General features: G+C 57.2%; 17 protein-coding genes. 11 read left to right on the top strand and 6 right to left on the bottom strand.

All coding sequences use genetic code 11. The annotated features are described in order from the left end of the window. Positions 1–65: 65 nt before the first annotated feature. Positions 66–542, top strand: coding sequence for an Lrp/AsnC family transcriptional regulator (locus tag PVT68_RS07225; protein WP_280322029.1), 477 nt, complete (start codon positions 66–68; stop codon positions 540–542). A gap of 55 nt (positions 543–597) precedes the next feature. Here the strand turns inward: PVT68_RS07225 and PVT68_RS07220 are convergent, their stop codons facing one another. Further along, positions 598–1614, bottom strand: coding sequence for a HupE/UreJ family protein (locus PVT68_RS07220; protein WP_280322028.1), 1017 nt, complete (start codon positions 1612–1614; stop codon positions 598–600). Beyond that, positions 1611–2456 carry a peptidyl-prolyl cis-trans isomerase gene (locus PVT68_RS07215; protein ID WP_280322027.1) on the bottom strand — a complete coding sequence of 282 codons (846 nt, stop codon included), beginning with the start codon at positions 2454–2456 and terminating at the stop codon, positions 1611–1613. Before PVT68_RS07215 ends, PVT68_RS07220 begins: the two co-directional genes overlap by 4 nt. 281 nt (positions 2457–2737) lie before the next feature. Between PVT68_RS07215 and PVT68_RS07210 the strand changes: the two genes are divergently transcribed. Then, entirely contained in the window at positions 2738–3034 is a 297-nt protein-coding gene (locus tag PVT68_RS07210; RefSeq protein ID WP_280322026.1) for a c-type cytochrome, read from the top strand. A gap of 174 nt (positions 3035–3208) precedes the next feature. Here the strand turns inward: PVT68_RS07210 and PVT68_RS07205 are convergent, their stop codons facing one another. The 4 genes from PVT68_RS07205 to PVT68_RS07190 form a co-directional block, all read right to left on the bottom strand. Continuing rightward, positions 3209–4240, bottom strand: coding sequence for a helix-turn-helix transcriptional regulator (locus PVT68_RS07205; protein ID WP_280322025.1), 1032 nt, complete (start codon positions 4238–4240; stop codon positions 3209–3211). A gap of 68 nt (positions 4241–4308) precedes the next feature. After that, positions 4309–4869 (bottom strand): lytic transglycosylase domain-containing protein, encoded by a 561-nt coding sequence (locus PVT68_RS07200; protein ID WP_407666132.1) that lies wholly within the window; start codon positions 4867–4869, stop codon positions 4309–4311. A 286-nt stretch (positions 4870–5155) separates the two neighbouring features. Then, on the bottom strand, positions 5156–6886 hold the full coding sequence (locus PVT68_RS07195; protein WP_280322024.1) for a proline--tRNA ligase: 1731 nt from the start codon (positions 6884–6886) through the stop codon (positions 5156–5158). 157 nt (positions 6887–7043) lie between these two features. Beyond that, positions 7044–7472, bottom strand: coding sequence for an HU family DNA-binding protein (locus PVT68_RS07190; RefSeq protein ID WP_280322022.1), 429 nt, complete (start codon positions 7470–7472; stop codon positions 7044–7046). 332 nt (positions 7473–7804) lie between these two features. Between PVT68_RS07190 and PVT68_RS07185 the strand changes: the two genes are divergently transcribed. The 9 genes from PVT68_RS07185 (at position 7805) to tolR (ending at position 15035) form a co-directional block, all read left to right on the top strand. Next, positions 7805–8068, top strand: coding sequence for an FmdB family zinc ribbon protein (locus PVT68_RS07185; RefSeq protein WP_280322484.1), 264 nt, complete (start codon positions 7805–7807; stop codon positions 8066–8068). Between the two features lie 88 nt (positions 8069–8156). Next, a complete protein-coding gene (gene aspS, locus PVT68_RS07180; RefSeq protein ID WP_280322020.1) occupies positions 8157–9935 on the top strand; it encodes an aspartate--tRNA ligase in 1779 nt (592 codons plus the stop codon). A 116-nt stretch (positions 9936–10051) separates the two neighbouring features. Continuing rightward, the gene (locus PVT68_RS07175; RefSeq protein ID WP_280322018.1) at positions 10052–10795 is read left to right on the top strand and encodes a YebC/PmpR family DNA-binding transcriptional regulator; all 744 of its coding nucleotides are present in this window, start codon (positions 10052–10054) and stop codon (positions 10793–10795) included. A gap of 197 nt (positions 10796–10992) precedes the next feature. Further along, entirely contained in the window at positions 10993–11523 is a 531-nt protein-coding gene (gene ruvC / locus PVT68_RS07170; RefSeq protein ID WP_280322016.1) for a crossover junction endodeoxyribonuclease RuvC, read from the top strand. A gap of 158 nt (positions 11524–11681) precedes the next feature. Next, positions 11682–12293, top strand: coding sequence for a Holliday junction branch migration protein RuvA (ruvA, locus tag PVT68_RS07165; protein ID WP_280322015.1), 612 nt, complete (start codon positions 11682–11684; stop codon positions 12291–12293). Positions 12294–12322: 29 nt separating this feature from the next. Then, positions 12323–13342 carry a Holliday junction branch migration DNA helicase RuvB gene (gene ruvB, locus PVT68_RS07160; RefSeq protein ID WP_280322014.1) on the top strand — a complete coding sequence of 340 codons (1020 nt, stop codon included), beginning with the start codon at positions 12323–12325 and terminating at the stop codon, positions 13340–13342. A 142-nt stretch (positions 13343–13484) separates the two neighbouring features. Next, a complete protein-coding gene (ybgC, locus tag PVT68_RS07155) occupies positions 13485–13889 on the top strand; it encodes a tol-pal system-associated acyl-CoA thioesterase (protein WP_280322013.1) in 405 nt (134 codons plus the stop codon). A gap of 3 nt (positions 13890–13892) precedes the next feature. Next, positions 13893–14582 (top strand): protein TolQ, encoded by a 690-nt coding sequence (tolQ, locus tag PVT68_RS07150; RefSeq protein WP_280322012.1) that lies wholly within the window; start codon positions 13893–13895, stop codon positions 14580–14582. Positions 14583–14603: 21 nt separating this feature from the next. Further along, complete coding sequence (gene tolR / locus PVT68_RS07145) at positions 14604–15035, top strand: protein TolR (protein WP_280322011.1); 432 nt, start codon at positions 14604–14606, stop codon at positions 15033–15035. The last annotated feature ends 5 nt before the right edge of the window (positions 15036–15040 follow it).

Raw genomic sequence — 15040 nt, 5'->3', positions numbered from 1 at the left:
CGCGTAAATGACCCGGCAATTTCACCAGGTCAACGTACCTGTCTGTGCAGAAGTGTAAAAATAGCGTGAAAATAGACCGTCACAATCTCAAGATTCTCGAAGTCCTGCAGACCAATGCCCGTATCAGTAACCTGAATCTCGCGGACGAAATCGGCTTGTCAGAGAGCGCCTGCCTGGCACGGGTGAAGAAACTTACCAGCGAAAAGTTTATCCGTGAGTTCCAGGCCGAAGTCAATCTCGACAAGGTGCGCCATGCGGAGTTTTACGTAAACGTGGCACTGAAACGTCAGGATGCCCGCACCAGCGAAAGCTTCCGCCGCGCAATCAACAAGATTGAGCAGATTGTATCCTGCGTGAAAATGTCGGGAGAATTCGATTACATGTTGCGCTTTGTGTGCCCGGATGCTGGGGATTTCAATCGCGTTTCCGAGCAGCTACTGGCGGATGAAGACGCGGCGATTACCCGCATGACTTCCCATCTGGTGATTGAGAAAACCAAACCGTTTACCGGTTATCCACTGGAGCTATTGTTTCAGGACTAGTGTTTCAGGACTAGTGTTCCAGGAGTAGTGGGTAGCCGAAAACAGCTAGCCCGGATCAGACCACCAGGGAAACCGTGCGGCTAATCAGCCACCACGCGGAAAGCCCTCCCACCAGATAGGCGACAGGTAGGGCACTGGCCATGGTGGCGGTGTGCCCGGTGCGAATTTCCCATTGGTGAACCACCGGCAATTTGCGGAATAGAAACATCAGGCTTGCCACTCCCGCGATAAACATGAGCTGCCCGGTTTCCACGCCGATATTGAACAGCGCCAGTGACAGGGGAATCGCATGGTGCGGCACGCCGATATCAGACAGGGCGCCGGCAAAACCGAGTCCGTGCAACAGGCCAAATCCAAATGCCACGATCCACGGTTTGCGAATTGCCAGGGTTTTACGTCCTTCCAGTTTGTGCAGAATTTCTATCGCGATAAATACGATGCTCAAGGCGATCACCGCCTCTACCGGTGCCTGGGGCACCGACACCACACCCAATGCGGCGGCCGCCAGGGTAAGGCTGTGGGCCAGGGTGAATGCCGTGATGGTGGCCACCAGTTGCCGGGCTCCGGTGACCAGCACCACCAGTGCCAGCACAAACAGCAGATGATCGATCCCCAATAAAATATGTTCGATGCCCAGGGCAAAATACATCCAGGCTATGGCGCTGTTACCGGCTTTTTCTTCCACCCGCAGCTGTGGCTGATCCGCCAGTAACCTTGCGACCTGCTCGCGGCCGTCCAGCCAGCTGATGCGGACCAGTGCGTCGGTCATGGTGTTATTGAGTCCGTCGATGGTGATGGTGCTGCCCAGTAGATCGTCCGGATGTTGAATCTTCCAGCGCTCGGCATAGTAACCACCTGAGATTTGCGCCGCAGGCAGGCTTGCCTGCTGGGTCTTTGCGTCAAACTGGACGTCCAGGGAGAGACGCATATCGCCGCGGGCGGGTACCCGCCAGGTGACATCGAAACGGTGTGGTGCTGTCTGTGAAATATTCAGGGATGCTGGCCGCAACTCGTGACTGAGGGCGGTTGCGGGAAGTAGTAGTATCGCAAGAAAAATCAGTAGTGATCTCATTGTCTGACCATCTCCATTGGCGTTTCCGCGATCTCAATCCAGTAGTTCGCGCGCAGGGTGTCGTACTGGGTCTGTAGAATTTTTTTCTGCTCTTCCTCTTGCCAGTCACGCAGTACATCTGTGCGGATTCCGCCAAAGTCCGGCTGTCGTTCGGGGCGATATGCGGTAATGCGCACCAGGTGTTCGCCAAAGGCGGAGGTGAGGGGGCCGCTCCACTGATCGGAATGCAACTCTCGCAATTGCTGTGCGAAACCATTGCCGAAAGTACGATCTATGCGCTCGCTGCTGATGTGCTCGAATCTGTGCTGTAACAGAGAACCGTCGCCGAGCTTTTCAGGATCGCTGCCGGCGGTCAGCTTTGTGAGCAGGATGCGCGCATCTTCCGCCACCTCGACGCGCTTGTCGCTGTCGAGAAATACCTGCTCAAAACTGTATTGCGCGGGCTGAATGTATTTGTCGAGGTGTTGCTGGTAGTACGCCTGCAAAACCTGATTGCTGGGTTCGATGGCATCTATCAGGTCTTTGGCGAGGTACTCCATTTTCATCCGCAGACGGCGCCGGATAACCGTGTCGTCCTTGTCCAGCCCGAGACGCATCGCTTCCCGGTAAAGGACTTCCTCCCGCACAAAATCTTCGACCAGTGCCTGTAATTCATCGCGGTTTGGCGGGCGCTGCCAGCCGCGTTCGTAGATTGCTGCGAGGTGGCGAATACGGCTCTCAGAAATGACCAGATCGGAGCGGTCGGATTGTCCGGGATCTGCGAATAAACTGTTGATGACGAAAAGCATCGCGCCAATGACGGCAAAATGAAGGCAGGGATCCCTGGTCCAGTGTGATGCCATTAACTCGTACCGATTTATTTGTTTATGCGACAGTGGTGATGTTTCAGGAATTAGGATAGTTCATGAGTCGATTTTTTGACGTTCGGGGTTGCCGCGGCAGGTTTTAGTTTTCGGTAGCGGTGAATGCCAGTAGAAAGGCGCCAAACTGAAAGCGGAAATAAAACGGAGGCAGCAAAAAGAAAATTGTGGCTGTTGTCCAACGCGGCCACTAAACTGGGAGGGATTTTGCGCCCGCTGTATTTTGGGCCCAGGTCTTATTTCACCATTAACAGGAGTCAGTCGTGAAAATATTGCCGATCATTGCCGGGTTAATTCTTCTTGTTCCCCTGGCCAATGCAGAATCTGTAGAAGAACAATATAAAAAGGCCTGCTTCGTTTGCCATGACACGGGCGTGGCAAATGCGCCCAAGGTTCATGACGTGGAAGCGTGGAAACCGCGTTTGGAAAAAGGCATGGATGCACTACTGAATTCGGTCAAGAACGGACTGAACGCCATGCCGCCGGGTGGCATGTGCACAGGCTGTTCCGATGAAGAATACAAAGCACTGATTCAATACATGTCATCACCACAACAGTGACCCTGAAAGAGGGGTTTGCAGGAACCTGTTCCACAGACGAGATGGTGACTGGGCTAAGTATCTGAAGAGCAGGTCCTGCAAATTGAGTGTGGCTCAGCAGGCGGGTTTTGGCTTACCTGAATAGAGAATATTCCGACTGATTTTTGAGCCTTCTGAGTCGGGTGGCATAGTGCGTCAGACAGCTAATTGTTCCCTGCGAAACTCTGTCGGTGTCTGGTTGTGGTGGCGTTTGAAGGCCGCATTGAACGGGCTCAATGAGCGGTAGCCGATATCCAGAGCGATACTCAACACCGGCAGGTGGGCCTCGTTTGGATCCGCCAGGCGGCGGCTGGCTTCGTTGATACGGAACTGGTTCAGATATTCGTTGAAGTTGCGGTAGCCGAGGTGGCGGTTGATCAGCGCGCGCAGAATATGTTCGCGGGTGTCGAGCTGTTGTGCCAGCTCGCGAATGGTGAGCCCGGTGTGCCTGTACCCACCGGTTTCCATATGTCTTTTCAGTTTCTCCAGTAACGCACACTGGGCTTGATCCAGGGGTTCCGCAGCGTTCTCTTCATTATTTTCCGCGACTTCCGTTACACCGGGGAGGGAGTCTTCCAGCGCCCTCGGAGACAGGGCCAGCAGCCACAGACAGGATGCAAAGGTGAGCGTCGACACCATGATCATATGTAGGGTCGGAATCCCTTTCGGCACCTGATGAAAACTGAACAAAAACTCTGCGCACACCACGACGACCATATACCCGCCGACGGCGATCAGCAGCGCAATCCGCAAAAGCCTGCGTTCCGCCACCAGGTCAGACTGCAATTGTTGCACAAGGGTGAGCAGCGCAGCGCCGATCAGCCCAAGCTTGAAGGGCTGGGCGATGACATACAGTAGCGGGTGCTGGTTGAACTGGCCGGCCAGTTCAACCGCAAAATCTGTCGCGATGAAACCCCAGCCCCAGCGTGGGAACGGTCGATGGTCCCCACACAGTGTATGGGTGAACAGCCAGAAGGCCGCGGGACAGAAAATCACTGGCAGGTTGAACAGGAAATGCACCAGGGGATGCTGGATAGAGAGCAGGGGTTGCAGCAGGTAACAGAGCGCGCCGCAGATCAATACCAGCAACCAACAGCCGCCCTGGCGGTGGGTGTTACCAAGACCGACTCTGGCGGCGGCGAGCAGCAGCAGGCTGCAGGAGGCACCGGTAAAAAAATCGTAATTCACTGGGTGCCTCTGAATACTTTCAATCTAATTCCTCAATCTGTCCTTTCGGCTCACTTCAATACCCGGTATCAGCGCCAGCGTTCGACCCAGGCATCCAGTACTTTACGGCTGTAGGTGTGGCGGCCGTAACTGCCGTTGTAGTAGGCCAGGGCATTGGGCATATTGCCTTTGGCTTTGGCGATGTAATGTTTGAGGATGGTACAGCCGTAGCGGAGGTTGGTGTCCATGTTGATGAGGTTGTCGTCCGGACGACCGATTTCATTTTTCCAGAAGGGCATCACCTGCATCATGCCCTGTGCACCGACGCGGGAAACGGCATAGGGATTGAAGGCACTTTCGATCTGGATCACGGCAAGCACGATTTCCGGCTGCAGCCCTGCGCGGGTGGCTTCCCGGTGAATCGCCTTGAGTACGTGCATACGCTCCTGGGGATCTTTGATATAGCGCGCGAGCGGCTGCGACTTGGACATCAACCAAACTTCGGCATCGAAGCGGTCGACAAATGAGCTGGATTCCGTGACGGCGCTCTTGAGGGCTTCCAATGCCTCTGCGTCCACCTCTTTGACCTGGGCGGATGCAATGGTGCTGAACAGACACAGCATTAGTGTGGCGAGGATTGTTCTTGTCATGGGGGGGATTTTACGGGTTCAGTACTTCTCTCGGAAGAGGGCGTAGCGGAGGTCCCGGTATCAGGCCCTTAGCATCAGAGTATTGTGCTTCGCCCACCTGAACAGAACTCAAGAGTAACGGGCGAAGGCCCACTGCTGGGGCGGAGGGTTTCAGAATCGTCGCAAACAGGGACGTTTGCGACGAAGCTCCCAGGGATGGGTTCACAGCGGTCCTGAGTCCATCCCCCCAACGCACGGCCGCGGGCCTGCTTACGGAGTAAGATGGACTCGTAGGGCTGTGCGAGATTTAGTGCGGGATTTTTTCGAGAAGAATATCCACGATCTGATCCGCAGAAAATTCTGAATTCTCGGAATCGCGACGGCCTTTGTACTCAATTTTTCCGCTTTCCAGACCGCGGTCGCCGACCACGATACGGTGTGGAATACCCATCAGCTCGGCGTCTGCAAGCATTCCACCCAGGCGCGCCTTCGGCTCGTCCATCAGCAGTACATCGATACCCTTTGCAGAAAGAGCTTTATAAATATGTTCGCACTTCTGGGTAACCGCTTCGCTCTTCTGCATATTGATCGGCACAATCGCCAGCTGGAAGGGTGCGATGGCCGCCGGCCAGATGATGCCCGCGTCGTCATGGTTCTGCTCGATGGCCGCCGCCACAACCCGGGAAACCCCGATGCCGTAACAGCCCATGACCATCACCTGCTCCTTGCCATTTTCGTCCAGGACTTTGGCATTCATCGCCTTGCTGTACTTGTTGCCCAGCTGGAAAATGTGGCCCACTTCGATGCCGCGCTTGATCTCCAGGGTACCCTCACCATCCGGGCTTGCATCGCCCGCAACCACATTGCGCAGGTCTTCGACGCGGGCGATGGCTACATCGCGCTCCCAGTTCACACCGGTCAGGTGGTAATCGTCCCGGTTGGCGCCGCAGACAAAATCCGCCAGATGCGCAGCTGCGCGGTCCACGATCACATCGATGTTCATGCCCACCGGGCCAAGAGAACCGATACCGCATCCCAGTTCCGCAGCAATACGCGCTTCCGGTGCGAATTGCAGCGGGCTGGCGACACCCGCCAGCTTCTCGGCTTTCAGCTCGTTCAGATCGTGATCGCCGCGCAACACCAGTGCCACCAGCGGTGCTTCTGCGCCTTCTTCGTCGGTCTCCCCCAGCACAATCAGGGTTTTCACCGACGTGTTTGCGGCGATGCCATAGGCCTCTTCCAGCGCGGCAATGGTTTTCTGGCCGGGAGTGTGCAGCTCTGCCATCTCTTTGGACGGTGCCGGGCGCTCGCCCGCAGGGGCCACAGCTTCCGCCAGTTCCACATTTGCCGCGTAACGGCTCACGGTAGAAAACGCGATATCGTCCTCGCCGCTCTGGGCAAGAACATGGAATTCGTGAGAGTGGGAACCACCGATGGAGCCGGTGTCTGCGAGAACCGGGCGGTAATCCAGGCCGATACGGTCGAAGATGCGGCAGTAGGCATCGTGCATGACATCGTAGGTTTCCTGCAGGGAGTCCGCGGTCAGGTGGAAAGAGTAGGCGTCCTTCATGGTGAATTCACGGGCGCGCATCACACCGAAGCGCGGGCGGATTTCGTCGCGGAATTTGGTCTGGATCTGGTAGAAATTTGCAGGCAGTTGTTTATAGCTGTTGATCTCGGTGCGAATCAGGTCCGTGATCACTTCCTCGTGGGTCGGGCCCAGGCAGAAAGGGTTGTCGTGACGGTCCTGAATGCGCAGTAGCTCCGGTCCATATTGCTGCCAGCGGCCGGACTCTTCCCACAGTTCCGCCGGTTGTACCACCGGCATCAGCACTTCCAGTGCCCCCGCGCGGTCCATTTCCTCGCGCACGATGCGCTCCACCTTGCGCAGTACACGCAGACCGGTGGGCAGCCAGGTGTAAAGGCCAGAGGACAGGCGGCGGATCATACCCGCACGCAGCATCAGCTGATGACTGATGACCACTGCGTCATTGGGGGTTTCTTTCTGGGTAGCGATCAGATAGCGGGATGCGCGCATAGGGCTTTCTTTTTCGTTCGGTGGAATTTAGGGCTAAATCGAAAGGCGGCCATTTTACGCCGGTGCGAATGTGTTTTGGTAGGGGCCGCCAGATTCGAAGTGTCAAAAGCAGAAAACCCCGCAATCGCGGGGTTTTCATGGCTGAAAGCGGCGAGAATCAAGACTCGGCCATTTCCTTCAGCTTCTTCAGCGGGCGGATTTTTACCTGGATGCTGGCAGGCTTCGCCTTGAACATGGTCTCTTCGCCGGTGAAGGGGTTGATGCCCTTGCGTGCTTTCTTGGCCGGCTTCTTCACGGTGGTTATTTTCAGCAGACCCGGCAGAGCGAACTCGCCTACTGCGCGCTTCTTCACGTGGCCTTCGATCACGTTGGTCAGTTCGTCCAGAACCGCCTGAACCTGCTTGCGTGACAGTTCGGTGCTCTCGGCGATCTGGTTCAGGATCTGGGTCTTGGTGTACTTTTCTTTAACGGCAGTCACTTTCTTGGCCGGAGCGGCCTTGGCTGCTGCTTTCTTTACTGGAGCCTTCTTGGCTGCAGTTTTCTTGGCGGGGGCTTTCTTAGCTGCTGCGGTCTTGCGTGCGGCCATAGTTAGCTTCCTTCTATATAGATGTTTTTCCAGTGAAAGTGTTTGTACATCTGGGGATACCCAAGTACTGAGCTGAAGTATATCCAGTTTTTGTTCGAGCGCATCGGGTCAAAACGGAAAAAAAGTGCTTTTTTTTAGGGGTTTGGCTGAAAAATGGCCCAGAAACCACTTGTCTGCTGCCCTCCGGTAGTACCTGATACCCCCGGCAAACGCTCCGCAACCTGCCTTCTTCTTCCCTCGCAGGTGCTCATGTATAATCTGCGCCCCTTTATATTCTGGCACCTCGGGGAACCGTCGCGAGGTGGCCAACAGTGAGATTCGGGTACATCGCCATGCCTATCTACGAATACCAGTGCAAGGCCTGCGGGCACCAGATGGAAGCCCTGCAGCGTATGAGCGACGCTCCGCTGACCGACTGCCCGGCCTGCGAGAAAGCGGAGCTGAGCAAGAAAATCAGTGCCGCCGGATTCCGTCTTAAAGGCGGTGGCTGGTACGAAACCGACTTTAAAACCGGCAGCAAGAAGAATCTGGCCGGTGATGCGGCCAAGCCTGCCAATGCCGGGAAATCCGCTGGCACGGATGCCAAAGCCAGCTGATACCGCCAAACCAGATACGACTATAGCGTTTACGACTACGACTAATAGCGTTAACAACTAGCGTTAACAACTAAGGGAATAAGACTCCATGCGCACCGACTACTGTGGCGCCCTGCGATCCGCCGATATTGACCGCGAAGTAACCCTGTGTGGCTGGGTAGACCGCCGCCGCGACCACGGTGGAGTCATTTTCATCGACCTGCGCGACCGCGATGGCATTGCCCAGGTCGTATTCGATCCGGATGCTGGTGAACACTTCCAGCTGGCCGATCGCGTGCGTAGCGAATACGTACTGAAAGTCACCGGCCGCGTGCGCGCCCGCGCCCCGGAAGCGGTCAATCCGAATATGGTGACCGGCGAAATTGAGGTTTACGGCCTGCAGCTGGAGATCCTCAACAGTGCGGAAACCCCGCCCTTCCAGCTGGATGAGCACACTGCGGTCGGCGAAGACGTGCGTCTGAAATACCGTTATCTCGACCTGCGCCGGAGTGAAATGCAGCACAACCTGCGCTTCCGCTCGAAGATCACCAATGCCATCCGCAACTACCTGGACGGTGAAGGTTTCCTGGATATCGAAACCCCGATCCTGACCCGTGCCACCCCGGAAGGGGCCCGCGATTACCTGGTACCCAGTCGTACCCACGCGGGCAAATTCTTCGCATTGCCGCAGTCTCCTCAGCTGTTCAAGCAGCTGCTGATGGTGTCCGGTTATGACCGCTACTATCAGATCGCCAAGTGTTTCCGCGATGAAGATCTGCGCGCTGACCGCCAGCCGGAATTTACCCAGATCGATATCGAGACCAGCTTCCTCGACGAAAACGCGATCATGTCCATTACCGAAGGCATGATCCGCAAGCTGTTCAAAGATCTGCAGGGTGTCGAGCTGGGTGAGTTCCCGCGCATGCCCTATAGCGAGGCAATGGAGAAATTCGGCTCCGACAAGCCGGACCTGCGAATCCCGCTGGAGCTGGTCGACATCAAGGACCTGATGACCGAAGTGGACTTCAAAGTGTTCTCCGGCCCGGCCAACGACCCGAAAGGCCGTGTGACTGCGCTGAAAGTACCCGGCGGCAACGACAAGCTGACCCGCAAGCAGATCGACGACTACACCAAGTTTGTCGGCATTTACGGTGCCAAGGGCCTGGCGTACATCAAGGTCAACGACCGTTCGGATCTGGAAAACGGTCTGCAGTCTCCGATCGTCAAGTTCCTGCCGAATGAAGTGCGCGGCGCGATCCTTGATCGCCTGCACGCCGAGAACGGCGACCTGATTTTCTTCGGTGCGGACAAGGGCAAAATCGTCACTGAAGCCCTGGGTGCACTGCGCTGCAAGCTGGGTGAGGACCTCAACCTGTACGTGGCCCAGTGGGCGCCGCTGTGGGTGGTGGACTTCCCCATGTTCGAAGAGAACGATGACGGCAGCCTGACTGCGCTGCATCACCCGTTCACCGCACCCTCCTGTGCGCCGGAAGAGTTGAACAAGAATCCGCTGGAAGCCCTGTCCCGGGCATACGATATGGTGTTGAACGGCACCGAGCTGGGCGGTGGCTCCATTCGTATTCACGATCAGGCGATGCAGCAGACCGTATTCCGTGTGCTGGGTATCCAAGAGGAAGAGCAGCGCGAGAAGTTTGGCTTCCTCCTGGATGCGCTCAAATACGGCGCGCCGCCCCATGGTGGTCTGGCGTTCGGACTCGATCGCCTGGTAATGCTGATGACGGACAGCGATTCCATCCGCGATGTAATCGCCTTCCCGAAAACCCAGAGCGCTGCGTGCGTGATGACCGACGCTCCCGGAGCGGTAGATGCCAAGCAATTGCGCGAACTGAGTATCCGCCTGCGTCAGAAAGAGGATCAGGTGGGCTGAGTTTCTTTGACCGTCATTCCGGCGCAGAGTCCGGAATCCACGCTGGACCCCGGCCTGCGCCGGGGTGACGGGAAGCAATTTGAGCGTGAAGTTGGAGTACGACCGGAGAGATATCGATGGCTGGACATAGTAAATGGGCCAACATCAAGCACCGCAAGGCGGCTCAGGATGCCAAGCGGGGCAAAGTTTTCACCAAGATCATTCGCGAACTGACGGTCGCCGCCAAGTCTGGCGGGAACCCGGATGATAACCCCACCCTGCGGACCACCATCGACAAGGCCCTGGGTGCGAACATGAAGCGGGATACCATCGACAAGGCCATCGCCCGTGGCGCTGGCAATGCGGATGGTGAGAGTTACGAAGCGGTAACCTATGAAGGTTATGGCGTGGGTGGCGTCGCCGTGCTGGTTGAATGTCTGACCGACAACCGCAATCGCACTGTGGCAGATGTGCGCCACGCCTTTACCAAGCGCGGTGGCAACCTGGGTACCGATGGTTCTGTTGCCTACCTGTTCTCGCGCAAGGGGCAGATGTACTACGAGCCCGGTGTGGACGAAGATGCGCTGATGGAGGCCGCGATGGAAGCCGGGGCTGAGGACATTGAAAGCAATGAAGACGGCAGTATCGAGGTAAGCACCGAGTTCACCGATTATATGTCGGTGAAGGATGCGCTCACCGAAGCCGGTTTTGCCCCTAGCAATGCGGAAATCGCCATGGTCCCCTCCACCACCATTCCTCTGGATAAAGAGGGGGCGGAAAAGGTGCTGGCACTGGTGGATATGCTGGAAGATCTGGATGACGTGCAGAACGTCTACACCAACGCTGATATCCCCGAAGAAGTCATGGCCGAACTCGGGTAACCTCTGGGCGCGTAGCCGCCGGCTCCGCACGTTCGCCAAAGCGCACTCCTGGCCTGAAAATGCCCCGCAACCCGGGGCATTTTTGTGTCCAGCCTCCGGAAAGCCGCTGAGCAGAATTCCCTCCTGCCTTGACGCATTGGCGTCACCTTGGGACACTTCCCGCAACAATTGTATAAATGTACAGGGGGTAGCCTGCCGTGACCCGAATTCTGGGGATAGACCCCGGCTCGCGCAAGACCGGTTACGGCCTGATCGATATCGAGCGCTCCAGTGCCCGCTATGTGGCAAGCGGGGTTATCAGGCTGCCTGATGGCCCTCTGCCCGAGCGGCTTAAATTGATTTTTGATGCTGTCAGCCAGATCGCTCAGCAATATCAGCCCCATGAGATGGCGATCGAGAACGTGTTCATGTCCAAGAGCGCCGGTTCAGCGCTGAAACTGGGGCAGGCGAGGGGTGCGGCGATCGTTGCTGCGACCCATGCGGACCTTCCGGTTGCAGAATATGAGGCGCGCAAAGTCAAGCAGGCGGTAGTGGGCAACGGCGGTGCCGACAAGCTGCAGGTACAGCATATGGTCAAAACCCTGCTGAGACTTCCCGCTTCACCGCAGGAAGATGCTGCGGATGCGCTGGCGGTGGCGCTTTGTCATATGCATACCATGCAGACTTTGATTCAGACTTCGGCGGGGAATCGGACTCGGTTCCGGCGCGGACGGTTGAGCGTAACGTAGCTGACCTTGTGGCCCTTTTTAGTTATGGGGTCAGTTATGGGTCCTGCAATTGACAAGGCGAGTGGCGACTTTGCTACCGGCAGCAGGGTAGCCACGGAATTGGAAAAGTACGTATCACCGGGCCTTGAGGTCCGGACAATATAGAACCTGGAATAAGAATGATTGGAAGACTCACCGGCACCCTTGCCGCCATCCAGCCGCCCCAGTTACTGTTAGACGTTCAGGGTGTGGGTTACGAAGTCCTGGCCCCGATGACCACCATTTTCGAATTACCTCAGTTGGGCGGCAGTGTGCAATTGCACACTCACTTAGCAGTTTCAGAAACTTCCCAGCAGCTGTTTGGGTTTATCCACGAAGCCGATCGCCAGTTGTTCAGAACCCTGATCAAGGTCAACGGCGTAGGCCCGAAAATGGCGCTGGCGATTCTGTCCGGGCTCGATGGTGCGGCGCTGGCCCGCTGTGTGGCCGATGACAACGTGGCTGCGCTGGTCAAGGTCCCGGGCGTGGGTAAGAAAACCGCAGAACGCCTGATCATCGAATTGCGCGGCAAGCTAACCCCGCAGGTGGGTGATCTCGGGGATATCCCGTTGATGGCCACCAACAATGAGCCGAGGGTTGATCATGCCGGCGAGGCCGAAAGTGCCCTGGTAGCACTGGGGTATAAGCCCACCGATGCCAGTAAGATGGTCGCCCGCGCCTGCAAGGAACAGGCCGACGCGGATAGCGCCACGCTGATCCGTATTTCCCTGAAGAGCATGGCGCCCGCCTGACCGAGTAGAAATTTCCGTGAGAAGCCCCCGTGATTGAAGCAGATCGTCTTATCGCCCCGGAGCCCATCGGCCCCATCGGCGTGGAAGAGCAGTACGACCGCGCCGTGCGCCCGAAAACCCTCGCCGATTATGTTGGCCAGCCGGTGGTGCGTGAGCAAATGGAAATTTTTATCCAGGCCGCCAAGTTGCGTAAAGAAGCCCTGGATCACACCCTGGTATTCGGCCCTCCCGGCCTTGGCAAGACCACTCTCGCGAATATCATCGCCGCGGAAATGGGTGTGGCGATCAAGACCACGTCGGGCCCGGTGCTGGAAAAGGCCGGCGATCTCGCCGCCATCATGACCAATCTGGAGCCCGGCGATGTGCTGTTTATCGACGAGATCCACCGCCTCAGTCCGCATGTAGAAGAGGTGTTGTATCCGGCGATGGAGGATTATCAGCTGGATATCATGATCGGCGAGGGCCCCGCTGCGCGCTCGATCAAGCTGGATCTGCCGCCGTTTACCCTGGTGGGCGCGACCACTCGCGCCGGTCTGTTGACCTCCCCGTTGCGGGACCGCTTCGGTATTGTGCAGCGGCTGGAGTTCTACAATATCGACGACCTCACCAGTATCGTTGCCCGCTCCGCGCGCCTGATGGGTGTGGAAATGGACGAAGAGGGCGCGCGCGAGGTGGCCTGCCGCGCCCGCGGTACGCCGCGTATTGCCAATCGCCTGTTGCGTCGGGTGCGGGATTTCGCGGAGGTGAAAGGCAATGGGCATGTGTGCGCCGATACCGCCGATCGCGCCCTTAATATGCTGAATGTGGATACCCGCGGATTTGACCAGCTTGACCGACGCATGCTGCTGACCATGATCGAGAAATTTGATGGTGGTCCGGTGGGGGTAGACAGTCTGGCGGCGGCGGTGAGTGAGGAGCGCGACACCATCGAGGATGTGCTGGAGCCCTACCTGATCCAGCAGGGCTATATCACTCGCACCCCGCGTGGACGTGTAGCGACCGCGCTGGCCTACGAACATTTCGGAATTCCAAAGCCCGACCGGACCTGACGGATCGGTCGCCTTCCTGTAGCATGTGTCTTTAACGCTGATGGTCGTCGGTGCTGCCTCCCGGGTATGAGCCGCCGGCCCAGAGCCGCTAACAACAACGAAGCTAAGCGCGGTCACTCGGATTTCAGATTAAGGACAAGGTGTGTCAGAAGCCTTCAGTATCCCCATTCGCGTGTATATCGAAGATACCGATGCGGGTGGCATTGTCTATTACGTAAATTATTTGAAGTATATGGAGCGGGCCCGCACAGAATTGGTCCGTTCCCTCGGCTATGATAAGCCTGCGATGCCGCAGCGGGGGCTGTTGCTGGTGGTGCATTCAGCGCAGGTTCAGTATCGGAAGTCTGCAATATTGGACGACGAGCTGCGGGCCTCCGCTACCGTTGGCAAATTGGGGCGCGCCGCTGTTACGTTCGAGCAAAAAATCTGGCGTGGCACTGAAATTATTTGCGAGGCTGTGGTCAAAGTGGCCTGCGTGGATGACGCGAGCCGCAAACCCTGCGCTCTACCCGAAACCATATATCAAGCATTGAAGGCAGTGAGTTAAGACATGAATGCCGGTGAACAACTTTCTCTGTGGGGGCTGATTTCCAGCGCCAGTCTGCTGGTGCAACTGGTGATGCTGATGCTGCTGCTGGCCTCCGTGATCTCGTGGGTGATGATCATTCAGCGCGGCACCTACCTCTCCCGTGCGCGCAAGGCGATGATCAACTTCGAGCGGAAGTTCTGGTCCGGTTCGGACCTCAATCAGCTGTTCCGCGACGGCAATGCCGCAGCGGAAAAAGGCAAGATCGACGGAGTGGAGTCGCTGTTTCGTGCAGGTTTTACCGAATTCACTCGCCTGCGCCAGCAGGGTAAGAGCAGTCCCGCGGCGGTAATGGAAGGTACCGAGCGGGCCATGCGCGTGGCCATGTCCCGGGAGCAGGAAAAGGTGGAGATGAACCTGCCCTTCCTGGCTACTGTCGGTTCCGTCAGTCCCTATATCGGTCTTTTTGGCACGGTATGGGGCATCATGAATTCATTCCGCGGCCTGGCAACCATGCACCAGGCCACCATTGCCACGGTAGCGCCGGGAATCAGTGAGGCGCTGGTGGCAACGGCTATGGGCCTGTTCGCGGCCATCCCCGCGGTGATGGCCTACAACCGCTATTCCGCCAAGGCAGAGTGGCTGCTGTCCAGTTATGAGACCTTTGCCGAAGAGTTCTCTTCCATCCTGCACCGCAAAGTGCACGCCAGTTAAGGCGCGAAGGCAGGGGAAGCTATGAGCAATTTTCGCAAGGCACCCAAACGCAAGCTGGTGTCCGAGATCAACGTGGTGCCCTACATCGACGTGATGCTGGTGCTGTTGATTGTATTTATGGTTACCGCGCCCCTGCTGATGCAGGGGGTGAAGGTGGACCTGCCGGATGCCCCGTCGGCGCCGATTGACGATACCGATGACGAGCCACTGATCATTTCCGTGCGTGCCGACGGCACCTATTACCTGAACCTCGGTGAAGATGAAAAAGTGGCTAAGCCCCTGAATGAAATCAAGGACACCGTCGCCAAAGTATTGCGGCAGAAGCCGAAAACGCCAGTCCTGGTGTGGGGCGATACCGATGCCAAATATGGGCTGATTGTCGGTGCCATGACGCACCTGCAGCAGGCCGGTGCGCCCAGTGTGGGTCTCGTTACCGAGCCGCCGTCAGAGTGATCCGG

Source organism: Microbulbifer bruguierae (assembly GCF_029869925.1).
GTDB classification, from domain to species: domain Bacteria; phylum Pseudomonadota; class Gammaproteobacteria; order Pseudomonadales; family Cellvibrionaceae; genus Microbulbifer; species Microbulbifer bruguierae.
The sequence above is the reverse complement of the archived record's forward strand: the minus strand, read 5'-3'. Positions and strand labels throughout refer to the sequence as shown.